We start from the raw sequence: 14,376 nt of genomic DNA on the forward strand, positions 1-14,376 counted from the left end.
TGATGACGGACCGCGCCCCTGCGGAGGAGCGCGGGAAGGGGATCCTCTACGCATCGGGAAGTTACGTGCTGTGGGGGATCGTTCCCCTGTTCTTCCTGCTGCTGATCCCGCTGCGAGCCGATGAGATCGTTGGCTGGCGTGTGGTGTTCTCGCTGGTGTTCTGCGCCATCCTCGTCGCCGTCACGCGCGGGTGGTCGAACATCTCGGCTGTGATCCGCCAGCCACGGGTGCTGCTGCTGTGCGGGCTGGCCGCGGGCATCATCTATCTGAACTGGTATCTGTTCACCCTGGCCGCCACCACCGGCAACGTGCTGGAATCCAGCCTCGGTTACTTCATCACGCCGATCATCTCCGTGGTGCTGGGCATCGTCTTCTTCCACGAACGGCTGCGCGCACTGCAGTGGGCGGCGTTCGGCCTGTCACTGCTCGCCGTCGTCGTGCTGTCGGTCATCTACGGCACGGTGCCGTGGATGGCACTCCTCATGGCCGTCACGTTCGGACTGTACGGATTCGTCAAGAAGAAGATCGGCGCGCGGGTGGACGCCATCAGCGGGCTGACCCTGGAGACACTGTGGACGCTGCCGATCGCGGTGATCCAGCTCGTGGTGATCGCCGTCACCCGCGGGCTGGAGTGGGGCAGCCACGGAGCGCTCAACACCGCGATGGTCCCGCTGTCGGGTGTGGTGACTGCGCTCCCGCTGCTGCTCTTCGCCGCGGGGACCCGACGTGTTCCGCTCATCTACATCGGCATCCTGCAGTTCATCGAACCGATCATCCAGTTCGTCGCCGGCGCCGTGATCCTCGGCGAGCCGATGCCGCCCGCGCGTCTGCTCGGCTTCGGAATCGTCTGGGGAGCCGTGGCGTTGCTGGTGGTGGACAGTCTGATCACCCTCGCCGCCCGCCGCCGCGAACGAAGACTCGCGCGCGGCATCCCCACGACCGCCACCGGACCGATGCAGCGCATCGAGACGGCACCCACCCCCGTCATCGACTCCCGGAGGAAGCAGTGAAGAGCGCACCCGCGCAGCGCCGCACCAGCGACGAAACCGTCGGATTCCTGAGCACTCTCTCCGCGTATCTGCTCTGGGGAGTCCTCCCGGTCTACTTCCTCATCCTGGTACCGACGGGTGCCTGGGAGACGGTCGCCTGGCGGATCGTGTTCTCGGTGGTGTTCTGCCTCGTGGCGCTGGCGGTGACCCGCGGCTGGTCGCGTGTGATCGCCGTCTTCCGTGACCCGAAACTCGCCGCGCTCACGGCCCTGGGCGGCGGGCTCGTCTACATCAACTGGCAGCTCTTCGTGCTGGCGGCCCAGGGCGGGCAGGTGGTCGAGAGCAGCCTCGGATACTTCATCAACCCGATCGTGTCGGTCCTGCTCGGCGTGCTCGTGCTGCACGAGCGCCTGCGTCCGCTGCAGTGGACCGCCATCGGGGTGGCCGCCCTCGCAGTCATCGCCATCGTGATCGGCTACGGCGAGATGCCGTGGATCTCCCTCGGCCTCGCCTTCTCGTTCGGTTTCTACGGTCTCGTGAAGAACCGCATCGGACCGCGCGTCGACGCGGTCAGCGGCCTCACCCTGGAGACCGTGTGGCTGCTGCCGGTGGCCATCGTCCAGCTCGTGGTCGTCGCCGTCACCTCCGGCATCACCATCGGCGTCGGCGGCATCGGGCACGTGGCCCTCATCGCGGGCCTCGGCATCACCACGGCCGTGCCGCTGCTGCTGTTCGCGATCGGGACGCGCCGAATTCCACTGACCATGGTCGGCATCCTGCAGTTCGCTGCTCCGATCCTGCAGTTCCTCGTGGGCGTGTTCATCCTGCATGAACCGATGCCTGCGGAACGGTGGATCGGTTTCGGCATCGTCTGGGTCGCCGTGGTCATCCTCGTCACGGACTCGCTGCTGGCGGGACGCCGCGCACGGGCGGCCCTCGCGCGGGCGGCGCAGGTGTGATCCGAGCCCGCGGATCGTTAGCAGTCTGATACGTACGCAGGCGCTCGCGCACCTTAGTGTTTCAGGAAACCCGGAGCGATCCGGGTGCGTCATCGACGACGCACATGTTTCGAGCAAAGGAACACTATGTACGAATTCACGCGAAAGCGCCGCACGCGGGTGCTCGCCGGTCTGGCGCTGACAGCAGTGTCCGCGCTCGTGCTGGCCGGCTGCAGCGGCGGAACGAGCGGTGGGGACAAGCCCTCCGCTTCGTCCGGTGGCGAGACGGCTGCGTCCACGCAGGGCTCGGGCACCACGGGTGACCTCACGTTCAAGATGGGTGCCCTGCTTCCGAAGACCGGTTCGCTCGCGTTCCTCGGCCCGCCCATGTCCGGTGGCACCACGCTCGCGGTGAAGGAGGTCAACGACGCTGCTGCGGGCATCACCATCGACCTCACCGAGGGCGACGAGGGTGACACCGACTCCAAGCTCTACGACGCCAGCATGACCACGCTCCGCAACGCCGGCATCACCGGTCTCGTGGGCGCTGCATCGTCCGCCGTGACGAAGATCATCCTGCCGGAGAACGTCGCGGCCAACATCGTCGAGGTCTCGCCGTCGAACACGTCGCCGGACTTCACCACCATCGACGACAACGGGCTCTACTTCCGCACCGCGCCCAGCGACCTGCTCCAGGGCGAGGTCCTCGCCGGCGTGATGGCCGACGACCAGAAGAAGAACCTGGCGATCATCTACCAGAACGACGCTTACGGCACCGGTCTGAACGAGGCCATCGCGTCGAACTTCGAGGCAAGCGGCGGCAAGGTCGTGGCGCAGGAGTCGTTCAACGTCGGTGACGCGCAGTTCGACTCGCAGGTCTCGGCCGTGGCCGCGGCCAAGCCGGACGCCATCGCCGTGGTCAGCTACGACCAGTTCAAGACCATCGGCCCGCTGCTGGTGAACGCCGGCTTCACGGCCAAGGACTTCTACCTGGTGGACGGCAACCTCAAGCAGTACGTGGCCGGTAGCGCCGATGAGATCTCCATCGACATGACGGGTGCCAAGGGCACCAAGGCCGGCCCGAAGCTGCCGGACGACTTCACCGAGCGTCTGCAGGCCAACTGGACGGCGGCGGGCAACCCCAAGGTCGAGGACTGGACCTACGCCGCCGAGGCGTACGACGCCGTCGTGCTGATGGCGCTTGCAGCGCTTGCCGCCAAGTCGACCGACGGCAAGGACGTCGCCGCCAAGATGCAGGAGGTCTCGGGCGGCTCCGGCGACGGCACCGAGTGCACGTCGTTCGCCGACTGCGCGAAGATCATCAACGACGGCGGCGTGGCCAACTACAACGGCTACTCCGGTGACGTCGACTTCGACGAGGCCGGCGACCCGCAGGCCGCCGCGATCGGCGTCTACGAGTACAAGGCCGAGAACCAGTACGAGCGCATCGACTGATACGCCTCACCCGAGATGCCCCCGGTGCTGCACCGGGGGCATCTCGCATTGCCGCGGAACGGGAGATCAAGAACGCACCCCCGACCGCGGTCGGGGGTGCGTTCTCCATCTCCCATCGGGGGACTAGGCGGCATCCTCCGCGAGGGTACCGAGGTAGAGCGCGATGACTTTCGGATCCACGAGCAGGTCACGACCGGGGCCCTCGTAAGCGTCGCGGCCCTGATCCAGCACATAGCCGCGGTCGCAGATCTGCAGGCAGCGGCGGGCGTTCTGTTCCACCATGATCGTGGTGACTCCCGCCTTGTTGATGTCGCTGACGCGGATGAAGGCATCGTCCTGTCGCACCGGGCTGAGGCCGGCGGACGGCTCGTCCAGGAGCAGCACCGACGGGTCCATCATCAGCGCGCGGCTCATCGCGACCATCTGCCGCTCGCCGCCGGACAGCGATCCGGCGCGTTGCTTCAGGCGCGCACCCAGCTCGGCGAAGATCCCGGTGACGAACTCCAGGCGCTCCGCGAACGCCTTCGGGTTCTGATACAGCCCCATCTGCAGGTTCTCCTCGATGGTGAGCGAGGGGAAGACGTTGTTGGTCTGCGGCACGAAGGCCACGCCGCGCGAGACGAGCTTGTCCGCCTTCAGCCCGACGATGCTCTCGCCGTTGACGGTGATCTCACCTCCGCGTACCTTCACCATTCCGAAGATGGCCTTCAGCAGCGTGGACTTCCCGGCGCCGTTCGGCCCGATGATGCCGATGAGCTCGCCCTTGCGCGCGACGAGGTTGGCGCCGTTGAGGATGTTGATGCCCGGAAGATAGCCGGCGTGGACGTCTGTCATCTGCACGACGACATCGGATGCGTTCTCGGTCACTTCTGCTCCTCTTCGCCGCGCCGCTCGGGTTCACCCTCGGCGGCGGCTTCCGTGGCCGCCTCGATCTCATCCAGCAGTGTGATGGCCGAGGTGTTCAGCTCCCCGGCCACGCGGCCGGTGACCACACCCAGATCCACGTCCTGGTGGGCGCCGAGGTAGGCGTCGATGACGGCCGGATCGTCCATCACGGTCTCCGGTGGACCCTCTGCGACCACGCGGCCCTCGGCCATCACCACGACCCAGTCTGCGATGTGCCGGACCATGTGCATGTCGTGTTCGACGAACAGCACCGTCATGCCGCGCTCCTTGAGATCCAGCACGTGATCCAGCAGCGACTGCGTCAGAGCCGGGTTGACCCCCGCCATCGGCTCGTCGAGCATGACGAGGTTGGGATCGCTCATAAGGGCTCGCGCCATGTCGAGGAGCTTTCGCTGCCCTCCCGAAAGGGAGGCGGCGTAGTCCTGCTCTTTGGCGTCGAGCTTGAAGCGAACGAGCAGGTCTTTCGCCTTCGCCTCGATCTCCCGCTCCTGCGACCGCCACAGCCAGGGCAGCATCGACGTCCAGAACCGCTCGCCGCGCTGCCCCGGCGCTCCGAGCTTCATGTTCTCCAGCACCGTCAGCAGCGAGAGCGCCTTGGTCAGCTGGAAGGTGCGCACCTGGCCCATCCGGGCGACCTTGAACGAGGGGACGCCGGCGAGGTTCGTGCCGTCATATGCCCAGGTGCCCGTGTTGGGCTTGTCGAAGCCGCAGAGCAGGTTGAACAGCGTGGTCTTGCCCGCCCCGTTGGGGCCGATGAGGGCGGTGATGGCGTGACGCGGGATCTCGAGATGATCCACGTCCACCGCGCTCAGGCCACCGAACTGACGGGTGACGTTGTCGATCACGAGGATCGGGTCCGTCTTCTTCACGCCCGGTGCGGGCGCGCCTTCCAGCCCGATCACCGTCTTCGGCCGCTTGATGCTCCCGGTCATCGGCGCGGGCTCCGCCGCGGCGCCGGGGGTGTTCTCACTTGACAAAGGTCAGCTCCCTCTTGTTGCCGAGGATGCCCTGCGGGCGGAAGATCACGATCAGCATCAGCACGAGCCCCAGCAGGATCAGCACCAGAACCTTGGCCTGCGAGTCGGTGAAGGGGAGCATGCCCGCCTTCGCCATTCCGCTCAGCAGACCCGACAGGAACGACTGCGCCACCAGGTAGATGACAGCGCCCAGTGCCGGTCCGAAGATGGTCGCCGCTCCGCCGAGGAGCAGCATCGTCCAGATCTGGAACGTGGTGGAGGTGGTGTACAGGCCCGGGCTGGTCGCCGAGCCCATCACCCAGACGATGCCTCCCACCGCGGCGATCACGCCGCCGATGATGAGGGACTGCATCTTGTAGGCGAACACGTTCTTGCCGAGCGAGCGCACCGCGTCTTCGTCCTCGCGGATGCCCTTGATGACCCGGCCCCACGGGCTGCGCATCAGGGCCCACACCAGGAGGATCGCGATGGCGAGCATCAGCAGGCCGAACAGGATGGTGCTCAGCTGACTGGGTGTGTAGCTGAACGGACCGAATCCGATCTTCATGTCGCTCGGCAGGGCTGCGAGCGGGCTCGCATCGATGAAGGCACGGGCGTAGCCGCTCAGACCGCCCGATCCGGCGGTGTACTCCGTGAAGCTCTCCGTGAGAAAGAGGTAGCGCACGATCTCCGCTGCGGCGATGGTCACGATGGCGAGATAGTCCGCGCGCAGTCGCAGGGTTGGGATGCCCAGCACCACCGCGAAGACGGTGGCGGCCAGCATGCCCACCAGCATGGCCGTCCACCAGGGCAGCCCGAAGCTCACGATCGAGATGGCGTAGCCGTACGCGCCGAGGGCCATGAAGGCCGCCATGCCGAAGTTCAGCAGGCCGGTGAACCCGAAGTGCACGGCCAGGCCCGTGGCCGCCAGCGCGAACGCCAGGGTGGTCGGCTGCAGCAGATAGCTCGCCGCATCGTTGAGGATGCTCAGGAAGTTCATCCGTCAGCCCAGCCTTTCCTTGCGGCCCAGCAGACCCTGCGGCCGTACCAGGAGGATGATGATCAGCACGACGAGCGCGCTGGCGTACTTCAGGTCGCTCGGCACGCCGAACAGGGTGGACACCTCGACCACCAGGCCGATGATGAGTGAGCCCACGAGCGCGCCGAAGGCCGTGCCGAGGCCGCCGAGAGTGATGGCGGAGAAGATGAGCAGCAGCATGCCGGTGCCCATGTTCCAGGTGATCCCGGGGCGGTAGTACGCCCAGAGGATGCCGGCGACGGCGGCGAGCATGCCGGCGATCACCCACACGATGCGGATGACGCGATCCACGTTGATGCCGGAGGCCGCGGCCAGCTGTGGGTTGTCCGAGATCGCGCGGGTAGCCTTGCCGAGCCGCGTGCGGGTGAGGAAGAACGCCACGGCAGCGATGGACACCACGCAGACGATGATGCTGATGATGTCGACCCAGCTCAGGGAGACGGGGCCGAACTTCATCGGTGCCATGTTGGCACCCTCCAGCTGGAAGGTGCCGCCGCCGATGAAGAACTGGATCACGTACCGCAGGGTCAGCGACAGGCCGATGCTCACGATCATGAGCTGCACCACGCCGAGTCCTCGTCGTCGCAGGGGTCGCCAGAGCCCGGCATCCAGCGCGAGGCCGAGGGCAGCACCCCCGATCACCCCGGCGATGAGTCCGGCCCACAGCGGCAGGCTCCAGAAAGATGTGAACACCAGCGAGACGAACGCCCCCCAGGTGACGAGCTCGCCGTGCGCGAAGTTCGACAGGCCGGTGGTGCCGTAGATCAGGGCCGCGCCGATGCCGGCGAGTGCCAGGAGCAGTCCGAACTGGAGTCCGTTCGCCAGACGCACCAGCAGCTGATCGGCGAAGGACTCGGTGACTCGTTCGCCCTCGCCGAGGAACATGTTGATCCGGACGGTGTTGGTGAGTTTGAAGGCGACCTCCTTCTCGGCCCCGTCGGTCACGATCACCCCGTCCGGCAGGGTGGACTCATCCACCGTGAGGGTGTAGTCGGCCTTCTCCGGTACGTAGAGCGTCCAGGCGCCCTCGGCGTCCGTCTCCGTCTCCCCGCTGAAGCCGTTTCCCTCGATGGAGAGCTTCACGCCCTCCAGAGGCTTCTCTTCGAAGGTGATGAAGCCCTTGACGACGAAGTCCGTGACGGTCTGCCCGTCGGGAGACTCCTCGGCGCGGGCACTTCCGGCGGTGGCGAAAACGGATGCGAACACGGCCACGGCGGCCAGGATCACGGCGATGAACAGGACCTGCCACTTGGGGCGGGGCCTGGTCATGGGAGTCGTGGAGCCCACGAACCCTCCTTTGGGTCGGGCGCGAAGCATCGGGATGCGTCAACACTGATTGCGACGAGCGTAGACGTCAGTGAGCAATTGATCCAGCATTGTGGCGTTCTGTGGACAGATTGCAATCGAAACGGCTTGGGGGGCAGCGAAAAGCGAAGTGGCCTGGAGCAGTGGACTGGACCGTGCGCCGGCGGGAATTATTCGCGCCCCGCGGGCGCTTAGAATCATCAGAACGGGTCACCAGCCCGTAGCCGTCGCCGTCGACCCCCGCATGATCTGCGCCCATCGGCGCGAGAGGAGCCCCCCGTACATGGAACAGAACGATCCCTTCGGTTTCGTCGGACTGACCTACGACGATGTGCTCCTGCTGCCGGGGCACACCGATGTGATCCCGAGTGAGGCCGACACCTCCTCGCGACTGACCCGCCGCATCACGGTCGCCACTCCGCTGCTCTCCGCCGCGATGGACACCGTCACCGAGGCGCGCATGGCCATCGCGATGGCCCGCCAGGGCGGCATCGGGATCCTGCACCGCAACATGTCGATCGAAGACCAGGCGACGCAGGTCGACCGCGTCAAGCGATCCGAGTCGGGGATGATCTCGGATCCCATCACCACGACGCCGGACGCCACCATCGCCGAGGTCGACGGACTGTGTGCCAAGTACCGCATCTCCGGACTGCCCGTCGTCGACGAGGCCGGTCATCTCGTGGGCATCGTCACCAACCGGGACATGCGCTTCGTGAGCGACAAGTCCATCACCCGCGTGAAGGACGTCATGACGAGTGAGGGCCTCATCACGGCACCGGTGGGCATTCCCGCCGACGACGTCCTGGCCATCTTCGCCAAGCATCGCGTGGAGAAGCTCCCGCTGCTGGACGCCGAGGGCAAGCTCGCCGGTCTCATCACCACCAAGGACTTCGACAAGAGCGAGAAGTACCCGCTCGCCACCAAGGACGACCAGGGACGCCTCCGTGTGGGTGCGGCCATCGGCTTCTTCGGAGAGGCCTGGCAGCGCGCCGAGGCCCTGCGCGACGCCGGTGTGGACGTCATCGTGGTGGACACCGCCAACGGCGACTCCGCCGGCGTGGTGGACCTGATCAAGCGCCTGAAGGCGGATCCGACCTTCGACGCGATCGACATCGTGGGCGGCAACGTCGCCACGCGCGAGGGCGCTCAGGCGCTCGTCGACGCCGGTGCCGACGCCGTCAAGGTGGGAGTCGGCCCTGGTTCCATCTGCACGACCCGCGTGGTCGCCGGTGTCGGCGTGCCGCAGGTCACCGCCATCTATGAGGCGGCGAAGGCCGCGAAGCCCGCGGGCGTCCCCGTGATCGCCGACGGCGGTCTGCAGTACTCGGGTGACATCGCCAAGGCGCTCGTCGCCGGTGCCGACACGGTGATGATGGGTTCGCTGTTCGCCGGAACCGACGAGTCGCCCGGAGATGTGGTCTTCGTCAACGGCAAGCAGTTCAAGCAGTACCGTGGCATGGGGTCGCTGGGTGCGATGCAGACGCGCGGCAAGAAGACGTCCTACTCCAAGGACCGCTACTTCCAGGCCGACGTCCCCAGCGACGACAAGCTGATCCCCGAGGGTATCGAAGGCCAGGTGGCGTACCGCGGTCCGGTCGCCGCCGTCGCCTACCAGATGGTCGGGGGTCTGCGTCAGTCCATGTTCTACGTGGGAGCCCGCACCATCGAGGAACTGCAGGCGAAGGGCAAGTTCGTCCGCATCACGGCGGCCGGACTCAAGGAGAGCCACCCGCACGACGTGCAGATCGTCGTCGAGGCGCCGAACTACCGCAAGTGATCGTGTCGTGACACGGCCCGGGAGAGATCATCTCCCGGGCCGTTCGCGTCCGGTGCCTCAGTGGGAGCGCGCCGGTCGCTCGATGCGGCGGAAGAGCTCCGCGGCGCGGTAGTCGTCCTCAAGAGCGAGGCGGGCCAGGACCTCACCGATCGCCGGGGCGAACTTGAAGCCGTGCCCCGAGAATCCCGCACCCACCACGATGCGGCCGGAGCGGTCGAGGTGGAAGTCCTCGTCGGCGGTCGATGTGTACGTGCAGCTGACCGGGGCAGCGGTATCCGCGTCCAGCCCGGGGAACCACTCGCGGACATAGTCCCGCAACTGCGTCAGGGAGTGCGACCGATGGGGGCGCTGATCCGGGTCCACCTCCTCGCCGACCAGATGGAAGCCCACCTTGATGCCCTCGCCGGGGGTCGGCATGCCGTAGACATCTGCCGGCCACGGCCGGCCCAGCAGGTGGTTGAACGACGGCCAGACGGCCTCGCGACGCGGGCGGAAATGAGCCGGGTGCTCCTCGGTGACCCGCAACCCGGGAAGGGGGATCGTCGCGGGAACCAGCGCGCGCGTCCAGGCGCCCGCGGTGATCATGACGCGATCGGCGTGGATCTCGGATCCATCCGGGAGTGTCACCCGCCCGCTCGGGCTGACCGCGCGCACGGGGGTGCTCCAGCGGACATCGCCACCGGCGTCACGGATGGCGGCCTCGAAGCGGCGCAGGGCCATGGCCGCACGGATGGCTCCCGACGACTCGGACAGCAGGACCGGCTCTGCGAACCGCATGCCGGTGAACCGGGCGCCCGCCTCTGCCGGATCCAGCAGGCGGGAGCGGATCCCGCGCCCGGCATGGGCGCGCTGAACCGGCAGGAGACGGTCGAGCGGCCCGTGATTGACGAGCCCGTGCGCGCGAATGAGCGGCTGATCGAGCCCGGCGGACAGGAGGGCCCAGAGCTCACGCGCACGCACCAGCAGATCGAGGTACTCGTCGCGCGAGTACGCGTCGTTGAAGTTCCGTGTCCTCCCGTGTGATGCGCCGTGGTGGTGACCGCGCGCGAACCGCTCCAGCACGATCGGGCGCGCTCCAGCGCGAGCGAGTGCCCATCCCGTCGCCAGGCCCATCACGCCGCCGCCGACCACGACGATCCCCCGCGCCATCTCGCCCGCCTTCCTCGCTGCGGCGATGTTAGCGTCGCGAGTGGGCTCGACACCCTCCGGGCGTCATCCGCCGCCACGCGGCACCCCGCACCGGCGACCGGCCGACTGCTGCTAGACAGGACGCATGACTTCTCCCGGCATCGTCTGGCCGCGCCCTGCGGGCGAGCTGGAGCTCCGACTGCCCACGGCAGAGAGCCTCGACCGGGTTCTGCGCTGGCGAAACGACCCGGCGGTGACGAACTGGCTGCTCAAGACCGAGGTGGAGCCGGAGGCCTTCCGCCGGGCCTGGCTGGATGCCATCGCTGATCCGCACGATCACTCGGCCATTGCGTTCCTCGGCGATGAGGCGGTGGGCACCGCCTCACTCTGGGTCACGGACGCCATGGGGCAGAGCCACGTTGCCGACGGTCCGTGGCGCGGGGCCGAGGCCGGAATCGGATACCTGATCGATCCCGCATACGCCGGGCGGGGCTACGCCACCGAGCTCGGGCGGGCGCTACTCGTCCTCGCATTCGACGAACTCGGGGTTCACCGGGTCACGGCCGGGTGCTTTGCGGACAACACGGCCTCCTGGCACGTGATGGAGAAGCTGGGGATGAGACGTGAGCAGCACGGCCGGCGGGACTCGTGGCATGCCGAGCTCGGCTGGATCGACGGCTATACGTACGCGATCCTCGCCGAGGAATGGCGCGCGCGCCAGGGTGGGTAGCCCGCTGGGTGCAGCGAGGAGAGTTTTCATCCGCAGATTGATCTCGCCGCCCGGAAAATAAGGGATCGAATCGTTTCGTTCTCGGGCCATGTCGTGGGAGCATGGAGGTGGTCCCGACGAGCGGCGGTACGCCGTCGCCTGCTCGAGCGGCAACGGACCACCCGCCTCATCGGCCGATTTCCCCCCCTGAATCGGTTCCCTCGGTGACGGCGGACGCCCGCCCCCGATCCGGCTTCCTCTCCCAGAAAGTGTCATGTCCCAGTCGCTCACCGCGGGCAGCCCCTGGCGCGTCATCCTCGCCTTCACCGTCCCGCTTCTCATCGGCAACGCCGTCCAGCAGCTCTACCAGTTCGTCGACACGGTCGTCGTCGGTCGTCATCTCGGCGTCGACTCGCTCGCGGCCGTCGGCGCCACCGGCAGCTTCATCTTCTTCCTCCTCGGCTTCGCCTGGGGAATGACCGCCGGCTTCGCCATCCCCACAGCTCAGGCCTACGGTGCGCAGAACGCCGCGGCCGTGCGCCGGTCGGTTGCCACGGGCGCCATTCTCACCGGCATCGTGAGCGTGCTCATCACCGCGGCAGCGCCGTTCTTCTCCGAATGGGCGCTGCGGATGCTGAACACGCCGGAGATCCTCCTGCCGGAGGCGACGGTGTTCACCGTGATCAGCTTCCTCGGCACCGGTGCGACGATGTTCTTCAACTTCCTCTCCGCAGCGATCCGTGCGATCGGCGACTCCCGGACACCGCTGGTCTTCCTCGTGCTCGCGTGCCTGCTCAACGTGCTGCTGGTCGTGGTCTTCGTCGCGGTGCTGGAGTGGGGTGTGGCGGGTGCCGCGCTGGCCACCGTGATCTCGCAGCTGGTGTCGGTGCTGCTGTGCCTGCTCTACGTGAAGGCCCGCCTGCCCGAGCTGCACCTGAAGCGCGAGGACTGGCGCATCACCTCCGACGACGTTCGCGAGCACCTGCGCCTCGGTCTGCCCATGGGATTCCAGGCCTCGATCATCTCGATCGGCGCCATCGCGGTGCAGGTGCGGCTCAACGGCCTCGGTGCGGACGCCGTCGCCGCGTACACCACGGCGATGCGTGTCGACTCCCTCGCCAGTGCCTTCCTCGCCTCTCTGGGTCTTGCCACCTCGATGTTCGTAGCCCAGAACCTCGGGGCGGGGCGTCCGGATCGCATCCGCCGCGGCGTTGTTCAGGCGGTCTGGATGACCCTCATCGGCTCCGCGGCCCTCGGCGCCGTGATGATCGCCTTCGGCGGCCAGATGGTCCGCCTCTTCGTCGGCGACGGAGCCGCCGACGTCGCCGATCTCGCGTTCATCAATCTGGTCATCAACGGACTCGCGTACTGGATCCTCGGCGTGCTGTTCGTGCTCCGCGGCGCTCTGCAGGGGCTCGGTAGCGCGATCATCCCCACCATCACGGGGATGATCGAACTCGGGATGCGCGTGCTGGCGGCCGTCGCCCTCGGCGCGGTGTGGGGCTATGTCGGTGTGGCGTGGTCCAACCCGCTGGCCTGGATCGGCGCCGTCGTGGTGCTCGTCCCCGCCTACCTGCATGCGCGACGCGCACTCGCTGTCATGCCCGTGCGCCGCGGCGAGCCCGCCACCGACACCACGCCGATCGCCGTGGTGGGACCGATCGACGGCTCGCGCACGGTCGATGCCGTGGTCACGCAGCCGATCCCCGTGATGCGCCGTCGGTTCTGGGGCCGCACGCGCGGCCCCGTCTCGTCCCGGTCCGCCTCCCGCCCGCGCGTGCGCGACTGATCCCGGTCCCGCGTCCGCGTTGGATCCTGCGTCCATGGGGCTGGGGTCGTGCGTGATCCCGCGTCCGTGCGGCTGGGGCCGTGCGTGATCCCGCGTCCGTGCGGTTGGGGCCGTGCGTGATCCCGCGTCCCTGCGGCTGGGGCCGTGCGTGATCCCGCGATGAGGAAGGGACGCGGCGGCGCTCGACGGGAGTCAGGCGAGGAGGGCTTCGTCGGCGAGGAGATCGGCGAAGGCGAGCTCGGCGGCGCCGATGAACAGCCGGTCGTCGGCCAGCGCCGCGGGCAGGACTGCGAAGTCCGGATCGTTCGGGCGGATGCACTGTGCGGCGATCGCGTCCCGCAGCTCCCTGGCGTCCTTTCCCTCCCCGAGCAGCGGCGCGAGGGTGCCACCGAGCACCACCGCACCGGTATCGAGGATCGAGACAGCGGTGGCGATCGTGGCGGCGAGGATGCGGCGACGGCGTGCCCGCTCCTGCGCCGCTGCACGGGGGTCCGGCACACCGATCTCGCGGCGGACCAGTGTGTTTGTTTCCGCGCCCGGCGCACGGAGCTCGTCTTCGAACGCCCCCGACACCGTTCGCCGGTCGGCGGGGTCGGTGAAGGGGGCGACGATGTGCCCGAACTCGCCGGAGAAGCCTGAGACGCCGCGGAGCAGGCGTCCACCGGTGATGATTCCGCCACCGATGCCGGACGGGCCGCCGTTGAGGTAGACCACATCGTCACGACCGGCGCCGGAGCCGAATCGGTGCTCGGCGAGTGCGCCGAGCGAGGCGTCGTTTCCCGCGCGGGCCGGCAGTCCGGTGGTCTCTGCGACGATGTCGGCGAGCGGCTCGTCGACCCAGCCGAGGTGAGGCGCATTCGCGACCAGCGCCGTGCCGCTGACGAGACCGGGCACCGCGAGACCGATGCCCACGAGCCGCGCGTGCGACAGCGCACCCTCGCGCCACGCGGCAATGGTCGCGGCGATGACATCCGCCACCTGCCGGGGCGAGGGCGGTGCGTCCAGCTCCACGGTGGCACGGGCGCGGACGGCACGGTCCAGTCCCACGGCCGCGAGACGCACCGCGTCCACCTCCGGGTTCACGGCGATCGCAACGACCTCGGAGGAAGGGGAGACCACGGGGGAGGGGCGGCCGACGCGGCGGGTCTGGGCCGGATCGTGCTCCACGGCGAGACCGGATTCGGTGAGCGAAGCCACCAGTGAGGCGATCGTGGAGCGGTTGAGGCCCGTGTCCGCTGTCAGCTGCGCCCGGGATCGTGCGCCCTCGCGATGGAGGATGGTGAGCAGCCGGGGCAGATTGTCGCTGCCCGGCGTGGTGGACGCCTGATCCATGTGCCTCCTTTGCGGACACTTCAGTGTGACAGGGGTTGCGCTCTCGATCC

Annotated in this window: 12 protein-coding genes; 6 read left to right on the top strand and 6 right to left on the bottom strand. The window is 68.0% G+C overall.

Annotated features, from left to right (window positions below; all coding sequences use genetic code 11):
• Nucleotides 1-2: 2 nt before the first annotated feature.
• The 3 genes from rarD (ACIQJ5_RS02795) to ACIQJ5_RS02805 all read left to right on the top strand — a co-directional run bounded on the left by rarD (ACIQJ5_RS02795) (nucleotide 3) and on the right by ACIQJ5_RS02805 (nucleotide 3,382).
• Nucleotides 3-1,010 carry an EamA family transporter RarD gene (rarD, locus tag ACIQJ5_RS02795; protein WP_402842015.1) on the top strand — a complete coding sequence of 336 codons (1,008 nt, stop codon included), beginning with the start codon at nucleotides 3-5 and terminating at the stop codon, nucleotides 1,008-1,010.
• Entirely contained in the window at nucleotides 1,007-1,948 is a 942-nt protein-coding gene (gene rarD, locus ACIQJ5_RS02800) for an EamA family transporter RarD (RefSeq protein WP_402840674.1), read from the top strand. The genes rarD (ACIQJ5_RS02795) and rarD (ACIQJ5_RS02800) overlap by 4 nt, the downstream gene beginning before the upstream one ends.
• Nucleotides 1,949-2,074: 126 nt before the next feature.
• The gene (locus ACIQJ5_RS02805) at nucleotides 2,075-3,382 is read left to right on the top strand and encodes an ABC transporter substrate-binding protein (protein ID WP_231090547.1); all 1,308 of its coding nucleotides are present in this window, start codon (nucleotides 2,075-2,077) and stop codon (nucleotides 3,380-3,382) included.
• 123 nt (nucleotides 3,383-3,505) lie between these two features.
• Here the strand turns inward: ACIQJ5_RS02805 and ACIQJ5_RS02810 are convergent, their stop codons facing one another.
• From ACIQJ5_RS02810 to ACIQJ5_RS02825, 4 genes are read right to left on the bottom strand one after another with little or no spacing between them, the layout of a single operon-like run.
• The gene (locus tag ACIQJ5_RS02810; RefSeq protein ID WP_231091383.1) at nucleotides 3,506-4,216 is read right to left on the bottom strand and encodes an ABC transporter ATP-binding protein; all 711 of its coding nucleotides are present in this window, start codon (nucleotides 4,214-4,216) and stop codon (nucleotides 3,506-3,508) included.
• A gap of 29 nt (nucleotides 4,217-4,245) precedes the next feature.
• Nucleotides 4,246-5,220 carry an ABC transporter ATP-binding protein gene (locus ACIQJ5_RS02815; protein ID WP_231091382.1) on the bottom strand — a complete coding sequence of 325 codons (975 nt, stop codon included), beginning with the start codon at nucleotides 5,218-5,220 and terminating at the stop codon, nucleotides 4,246-4,248.
• A gap of 34 nt (nucleotides 5,221-5,254) precedes the next feature.
• Entirely contained in the window at nucleotides 5,255-6,244 is a 990-nt protein-coding gene (locus ACIQJ5_RS02820; RefSeq protein ID WP_231090546.1) for a branched-chain amino acid ABC transporter permease, read from the bottom strand.
• A 3-nt stretch (nucleotides 6,245-6,247) separates the two neighbouring features.
• Nucleotides 6,248-7,552, bottom strand: a complete 1,305-nt coding sequence (locus tag ACIQJ5_RS02825; protein ID WP_269142964.1) for a branched-chain amino acid ABC transporter permease — start codon at nucleotides 7,550-7,552, stop codon at nucleotides 6,248-6,250.
• Nucleotides 7,553-7,871: 319 nt separating this feature from the next.
• Between ACIQJ5_RS02825 and guaB the strand changes: the two genes are divergently transcribed.
• Nucleotides 7,872-9,368 carry an IMP dehydrogenase gene (gene guaB, locus ACIQJ5_RS02830; RefSeq protein ID WP_402840679.1) on the top strand — a complete coding sequence of 499 codons (1,497 nt, stop codon included), beginning with the start codon at nucleotides 7,872-7,874 and terminating at the stop codon, nucleotides 9,366-9,368.
• Nucleotides 9,369-9,425: 57 nt separating this feature from the next.
• Here the strand turns inward: guaB and ACIQJ5_RS02835 are convergent, their stop codons facing one another.
• Entirely contained in the window at nucleotides 9,426-10,517 is a 1,092-nt protein-coding gene (locus ACIQJ5_RS02835; protein ID WP_402840681.1) for an FAD-dependent oxidoreductase, read from the bottom strand.
• 124 nt (nucleotides 10,518-10,641) lie between these two features.
• Here ACIQJ5_RS02835 and ACIQJ5_RS02840 point away from each other — a divergent pair, with 124 nt between their 5' ends.
• Nucleotides 10,642-11,226, top strand: a complete 585-nt coding sequence (locus ACIQJ5_RS02840) for a GNAT family N-acetyltransferase (protein WP_231090542.1) — start codon at nucleotides 10,642-10,644, stop codon at nucleotides 11,224-11,226.
• Between the two features lie 253 nt (nucleotides 11,227-11,479).
• Complete coding sequence (locus ACIQJ5_RS02845; RefSeq protein ID WP_231090541.1) at nucleotides 11,480-12,994, top strand: MATE family efflux transporter; 1,515 nt, start codon at nucleotides 11,480-11,482, stop codon at nucleotides 12,992-12,994.
• A 192-nt stretch (nucleotides 12,995-13,186) separates the two neighbouring features.
• On the opposite strand, the gene ACIQJ5_RS02850 is transcribed toward ACIQJ5_RS02845, so the two are convergent.
• Nucleotides 13,187-14,326 (bottom strand): ROK family protein, encoded by a 1,140-nt coding sequence (locus tag ACIQJ5_RS02850; protein WP_402840685.1) that lies wholly within the window; start codon nucleotides 14,324-14,326, stop codon nucleotides 13,187-13,189.
• Nucleotides 14,327-14,376 lie beyond the last annotated feature (50 nt).

The organism is Microbacterium sp. GXS0129 (assembly GCF_044769785.1).
Taxonomy (GTDB): domain Bacteria; phylum Actinomycetota; class Actinomycetes; order Actinomycetales; family Microbacteriaceae; genus Microbacterium; species Microbacterium nymphoidis.

What these genes read in the sequence shown, in the direction of transcription:
- rarD (WP_402842015.1), top strand. Translation starts at nt 3, where the DNA reads ATGACGGACCGCGCCCCTGCGGAGGAGCGCGGGAAGGGGATCCTCTAC.
- ACIQJ5_RS02805 (WP_231090547.1), top strand. Translation starts at nt 2,075, where the DNA reads ATGTACGAATTCACGCGAAAGCGCCGCACGCGGGTGCTCGCCGGTCTG.
- ACIQJ5_RS02810 (WP_231091383.1), bottom strand. Translation starts at nt 4,216, where the DNA reads ATGACAGACGTCCACGCCGGCTATCTTCCGGGCATCAACATCCTCAAC.
- ACIQJ5_RS02815 (WP_231091382.1), bottom strand. Translation starts at nt 5,220, where the DNA reads ATGACCGGGAGCATCAAGCGGCCGAAGACGGTGATCGGGCTGGAAGGC.
- ACIQJ5_RS02820 (WP_231090546.1), bottom strand. Translation starts at nt 6,244, where the DNA reads ATGAACTTCCTGAGCATCCTCAACGATGCGGCGAGCTATCTGCTGCAG.
- ACIQJ5_RS02825 (WP_269142964.1), bottom strand. Translation starts at nt 7,552, where the DNA reads ATGACCAGGCCCCGCCCCAAGTGGCAGGTCCTGTTCATCGCCGTGATC.
- guaB (WP_402840679.1), top strand. Translation starts at nt 7,872, where the DNA reads ATGGAACAGAACGATCCCTTCGGTTTCGTCGGACTGACCTACGACGAT.
- ACIQJ5_RS02835 (WP_402840681.1), bottom strand. Translation starts at nt 10,517, where the DNA reads ATGGCGCGGGGGATCGTCGTGGTCGGCGGCGGCGTGATGGGCCTGGCG.
- ACIQJ5_RS02840 (WP_231090542.1), top strand. Translation starts at nt 10,642, where the DNA reads ATGACTTCTCCCGGCATCGTCTGGCCGCGCCCTGCGGGCGAGCTGGAG.
- ACIQJ5_RS02845 (WP_231090541.1), top strand. Translation starts at nt 11,480, where the DNA reads ATGTCCCAGTCGCTCACCGCGGGCAGCCCCTGGCGCGTCATCCTCGCC.
- ACIQJ5_RS02850 (WP_402840685.1), bottom strand. Translation starts at nt 14,326, where the DNA reads ATGGATCAGGCGTCCACCACGCCGGGCAGCGACAATCTGCCCCGGCTG.